Genomic DNA, 5,111 nt, shown 5'->3' with positions numbered 1-5,111 from the left:
GCATCGAGCATCGCCTTCGGCTTCGGCCCGGTGGCGCCGCCAAGGCCGACGGCGACCAATGTCGGCACATGGTCGAGCTTTTCCTGATAGGGCGATTTTGGCGCATCCTTATCGCCGACGGGGACGGCAGCTTCCGACTGCTCCTTAGCCGGCTTCTTCTTGCAAAGCTCGTCGTGCATGTCGTTGACCGATGTCATGTCGCCATAGGCAGGCAGCCCCGCGACCGTGACCCAGCTCGGCTCGGCCGCCGCGAAACCCTGGTCGAGCAATCTCGCCGCGGTCTCGGCACGGGTAATGGTCGACTGTTCGCCGAGCACCACGGCGACCAGTGTGCGGCCGTCGCGCGTTGCCGAGCCGATCATGTTGTAGCCCGAGGAACAGACGAAGCCCGTCTTCATGCCGTCGGCGCCCGGATAGCGGCCGATCAGAAGATTGTAGTTCGAGATCTGCTTTTTGCCGACGGCGAGGCCCTCGATCGAGAACCATCCGGCATATTGCGGAAATTCCGTGCGGATCGCCATCACCAGCAAGCCGAGGTCGCGCGCCGTCGTATACTGTTCCGGCGAAAAGAGCCCGTTCGGGTTGACGAAATGCGATCCGGTCATGCCGAGCCGGCGCGCCTCGGTGTTCATGCGTTCGGCGAAAGCGGCTTGCGAACCGCCAATGTTCTCGCCGACGGCCATGGCGACGTCGTTGGCCGATTTGACCAGCATCATCTTCAGCGCGTTGTCGAGCCGCATGACCGAGCCCGGCTTGAAGCCCATTTTGCTCGGCGGCTCGCTGGCGGAACGCTTCGTGACCTTGATCGGCGAATCGAGCCGGGCCTCGCCGGCCGCGATGGCGCGGAACGTCACATAGGCGGTCATCAGCTTGGTCAGCGAGGCAGGATACCAGCGCTTGAAAGCCTCTTGATGCTGGAGGATCTTGCCATTCTCCAGGTCGAACACGATCGTCGGATTGGCGAGAGCCGGTCCGGCCAGCACCGGAAACGCCACGGCGCCGGCCAGCAATAGTCTAGGGAAATGCCTGTACCGCATGGTAGAATCCGAAATCGCCTCTTGCCGCAGTCGCCTTTGGCTCCGTAAGATTTGTTACGCAATCGCCAGCATAGTGATCCGGCCCTCTATCCGGATCCCGATCTTGCGGTGCTATTTATCCTATGTGACGTCAAGATGGCAAAGTGCCTGAATGACAATTGTAAAACAGTAGGCACAATTGCAAAGCAGCAGGCAGAACCCGTCTGCTCCAACAGCGAGATGGAACCATCATGCCGATCCTGAACCGCGCCGCCGAAATGCAAGACGAGGTCGCCGGCTGGCGCCGCCATCTGCACCAGACGCCAGAGCTGAATTTCGACGTCTTCAAGACCGCCGCCTTCGTCACCGAGAAGCTGCAGGCCTTCGGTTGCGACGACGTGGTGACCGGGCTCGGCAAGACAGGCGTCGTCGGCATCATCCGCGGCCGCCTGGGCGAAGGCACGACCATCGGCCTGCGCGCCGACATGGACGCGCTGCCGCTCAATGAGATCACCGGCAAATCCTACGCCTCGACCGTTCCGGGCAAGATGCACGCCTGCGGCCATGACGGTCACACCGCGATGCTCTTGGGTGCTGCCAAATATCTTGCCGAGACACGCAATTTCGCCGGCTCCGTTGCAGTGATCTTCCAGCCGGCCGAAGAAGGCGGCGGCGGCGGCAACGAGATGGTCAAGGACGGCATGATGGAGCGCTTCGACATCTCCAAGGTGTTCGGCATGCACAACATGCCGGGACTGCCGGTCGGCCAGTTTGCCATCAAGCCGGGCCCGATCATGGCGGCGACCGCCGAATTCACCATCACCGTCAAGGGCCGGGGCGGGCATGCGGCGATGCCGCACGGCACGATCGACCCGATCGTCATCACCAGCCAGCTCGTCGGCGCCCTGCAGACGATCGCGTCGCGCAGCACCGATCCGGTCGAAGCTGTCGTGGTGTCGGTGACGAAATTCCACGCCGGCGACGCCTACAACGTCATTCCCGAGAGCGCCGAGATCGCCGGCACCGTGCGCACGCTGAAGAAGGAGGTCGCCCGGAAGGCGGAAGAGCGGATGCGCGCCATCTGCGAGGGAGTGGGCACGGCCTTCGGCGCAACGATCGAGGTCGACTACAATGCCAATTATCCCGTTACCTTCAACCATGCGGAAGAGACGGTCTTTGCCAGTGACGTCGCGGCTGATATTGCTGGCGACGCCCATGTGCACCGCGCCATCCAGCCGGTGATGGGCGGCGAGGATTTCTCTTATATGCTGGAGGCGCGGCCGGGCGCCTTCATCTTCATCGGCAATGGCGACACCGCCGGTCTGCACAACCCGGCCTACGATTTCAACGACGAGGTCATCCCGCACGGCATGAGCTATTGGGTGAAGCTGGCGGAGACGGCGCTGGCCGCCTGATACATGTCGCGCGCAAGATGCGCCGTGCTTTAGCTATCGGCATCATCTGGCAGCCCATGCTCTGATCGTTACTTTCGGCCGGATGAGTTGCGAGTAAAACCGAAGGCAATGCCTAGAGCAATGCCGATCCCGATACCCGCAATGATGTTGTCCAACGCGACGCCGATTGCCACGCCGATCACAACGCCGAGTGTGATGTGTTTGGCATCTATCATGCCCGGTCATGTAGGGTGGAGGGGGAGAGCCGCAACCGCTGGGACTCTATCCGCAAATCAATCGATGTTGCCTGGACCGCTACGGCCCGCTCTTCGGGTCGTCGACCTCCAGCGCCTCCATGACGGGCGTCGGATCACTCTCTTCAACCGCAACGGCAGCTTGCGGCGCTTCGCCTGCCCTCGCCTTCTTCAGGGCTTCCGCAATGGCCTCTTCAATGTCGCCGATCTCGTCTTGCCGTACCTCGTGACCATAGCCGGCCGCGTCGGCATCTTGTTCGAATTGCTGCACCAGGACGGCCACGCTCACTTCGCTTTCAGCGGGCAGGTCGCCGACGTTCTCCTGGAGCCAGGTTTCAAAGAACTCTTTTGTGGCACTCATGCCGTATCTCCTTCGGCACACTAAATCGCAGCGGTGGTCCGAAGTTCCGCCATTCCCAGATCATCTTTGCGGTCTAACCCTCCTGGATCAGTCCGTAGTGGTGAGGATCAATTTCGAATTGTGAGCAGAAGCCTCTCGACGGCTATGCTTCAAAGGCCATCGTCAAAACCGACTGATTGGGTGCAGAGCGCCTCTTGGCGAAACGATCCGAAGCGGCTATGTGTCGGGCCGCGTGGTCCCGTAGCTCAGTAGGATAGAGCGGCAGATTCCTAATCTGTAGGTCACAGGTTCGATTCCTGTCGGGATCACCAACAAAATCAATAGCTTGGCAGTGAAAAGTAGGCGATTTCATGTGCCGTCAAATTTGCCAAATTCCCTAGTTTTCTCGCATTTTCACGAGGGTTACGGATGCTCTGCGGCACACGGGAGGCACACGATGCTCATGGAAAAAGCCCGCCGAAAGCGGGCTTTGTCGTTTGGGCGATGCCCTAGCAGTCAGGCAGCGCCATCGTAGACCGCGCTGCCGCCGATATCATCGTGGCCCGTCTGGAATGGGGAGACGCCCAATGAGCGCCGCATCGCTGGCGGGATCGATCTCCACCAAGCGGTATGCGGCCTCGACCAGACACCGTCGCGCGCGTATCCTGCTGCAAAGCGCGGTATTCTCGGCCAGCAATTCCTCTGTGCGCTCAAGCGCGAGCTTGGTCCGATTGATGCGCTCCCTGGCATCCGCCATCGCGCGTCCGTGTGGTTCCATGGTGTTCATCATGATTCACTAACTCATGGCGGACCGGATCGTTCCCGCCTACCAGAATTGGATATCGGCGGTAAACTCGCCACAGGCTTGGCAATGGGCATAGGCATAGCTGTCGGCATGGCGCTGGCCGGATAGCTTTTTGGAAGCACATGGACCTTCCGCGATCACGCCATATCCGCGGTTGCAAGCTCTGTTAGCTTATTCCTTGCGGCGGGCCCCAATCCGCCTGGCCGGCGCCCTACAGGCAATCTACCCCAACGCCCCCCACAGTGGCGCCGGCCTTCCCCTCTCTGACGTTACCAATCAGCAATCTTCGGTGGTCTTCTTCATTTGGCCGGGGGCGGCAGTCTTGGCGTCCGTGTCCTGCTGACCAGGGGCGGCCTCCTGCGCGCTGCCGGTCTGCTGGCCAGGTGCGCAATCCTTTGCCGAGTTCGGGTTCGTGCCGCTGGTGGTGGTGGTGTCAGTTCCCTGATTAGTTGTGGTGGTTGTGGAGCTAGCTCCCTGATCAGTGCTGGGCGTGGTCGTAGCCGTGGTCGTGGAGGTTCCGCCCGAAGTTCCGCTCGTCGTCTGGGCAAAGGAAAGCCCGGCGGAAAGCGCCAACACGGCCGAGGCTAAAAGGATTGGTTTCATATTCTTTCTCCTGTCTTTAAGCGCACGACGCGCTCAGAAACCAACCTGCGGACAAAAAGAATGTTCCAGTGATGGTGCTCACCCTCGGAATCTTTCTGTGTGCCAAACGATCTTCCCATCGACCTTAGTCGGCTTGTGGATCATCAATCGCTTGGGCAGGTGCTCGGGATGCACTTCCAGCAGGGTGATCGTGATCTGCGGCTTGCAGCGGCTGCAGTCGAATTTGAGCTTTAAGGGATCTACCCCGCCGCCGTAGACCATCATCAGGTCCGCCGAACGGCAGTAGCGGACATTGCCGCAGCTGCATTCCGCTTTGACAAGCATGTTGTGCCGGGTCGCCGTGCCCAGCGTGTCGATCGGATCGTGCGCCATGAGAACGAATAAGGAACATTTTCCTTGATCGTCAAGACTGGCTGTGGAATCTTTCCACCAACCTAGCGAGACATTCCGATGAGCGACGAGCTGATCCGGCTTCCCGGTGCAATGGAGCCCGTCACGCGCCCAGGCATTCAGCACCATAGATGCGAGCATCCAGGTTGCGACAAGAATGCGGGATGGGGCTTTGCGAAGCCAAGGCAGACGCCGCACTGGTTCTGTTTCGAGCACCGCGATGATGGTGAGGCGTTCTTGTAGCTAGTGGTGCGAATCTGATGGAGTGGATGCCCCCTCCCGACGGCATCGCGATGTGCCAATTTGGCG

At 60.5% G+C, this 5,111-nt stretch carries 7 protein-coding genes and 1 tRNA gene; 3 read left to right on the top strand and 5 right to left on the bottom strand.

Annotated elements, in window-relative coordinates:
* Positions 1-1,037 (bottom strand): D-alanyl-D-alanine carboxypeptidase family protein (locus tag E5W87_RS33730; RefSeq protein ID WP_292407770.1); only part of this gene is annotated, 1,037 nt, incomplete at its 3' end.
* Between the two features lie 230 nt (positions 1,038-1,267).
* On the opposite strand from E5W87_RS33730, the gene E5W87_RS33725 reads away from it, so the two are divergent.
* Positions 1,268-2,431, top strand: coding sequence for a M20 aminoacylase family protein (locus E5W87_RS33725; protein ID WP_292407766.1), 1,164 nt, complete (start codon positions 1,268-1,270; stop codon positions 2,429-2,431).
* A gap of 68 nt (positions 2,432-2,499) precedes the next feature.
* Here the strand turns inward: E5W87_RS33725 and E5W87_RS33720 are convergent, their stop codons facing one another.
* Both E5W87_RS33720 and E5W87_RS33715 read right to left on the bottom strand, forming a co-directional pair.
* Positions 2,500-2,646, bottom strand: a complete 147-nt coding sequence (locus E5W87_RS33720; protein ID WP_292407763.1) for a hypothetical protein — start codon at positions 2,644-2,646, stop codon at positions 2,500-2,502.
* Between the two features lie 79 nt (positions 2,647-2,725).
* A complete protein-coding gene (locus E5W87_RS33715; protein WP_292407760.1) occupies positions 2,726-3,025 on the bottom strand; it encodes a hypothetical protein in 300 nt (99 codons plus the stop codon).
* A gap of 234 nt (positions 3,026-3,259) precedes the next feature.
* Between E5W87_RS33715 and E5W87_RS33710 the strand changes: the two genes are divergently transcribed.
* Positions 3,260-3,336, top strand: a tRNA-Arg gene (locus tag E5W87_RS33710).
* A 255-nt stretch (positions 3,337-3,591) separates the two neighbouring features.
* The gene (locus tag E5W87_RS33705) at positions 3,592-3,804 is read left to right on the top strand and encodes a hypothetical protein (protein ID WP_292407758.1); all 213 of its coding nucleotides are present in this window, start codon (positions 3,592-3,594) and stop codon (positions 3,802-3,804) included.
* Between the two features lie 281 nt (positions 3,805-4,085).
* Here E5W87_RS33705 and E5W87_RS33700 read toward each other — a convergent pair whose 3' ends face one another.
* Both E5W87_RS33700 and E5W87_RS33695 read right to left on the bottom strand, forming a co-directional pair.
* On the bottom strand, positions 4,086-4,412 hold the full coding sequence (locus E5W87_RS33700; protein WP_292407755.1) for a hypothetical protein: 327 nt from the start codon (positions 4,410-4,412) through the stop codon (positions 4,086-4,088).
* Positions 4,413-4,490: 78 nt separating this feature from the next.
* A complete protein-coding gene (locus tag E5W87_RS33695) occupies positions 4,491-4,931 on the bottom strand; it encodes a hypothetical protein (protein WP_292407752.1) in 441 nt (146 codons plus the stop codon).
* Positions 4,932-5,111: the final 180 nt, after the last annotated feature.

It is taken from the genome of Mesorhizobium sp. (assembly GCF_004962925.1).
In the GTDB taxonomy this organism is placed as follows: Bacteria; Pseudomonadota; Alphaproteobacteria; order Rhizobiales; family Rhizobiaceae; genus Mesorhizobium.
The sequence above is the reverse complement of the archived record's forward strand: the minus strand, read 5'-3'. Positions and strand labels throughout refer to the sequence as shown.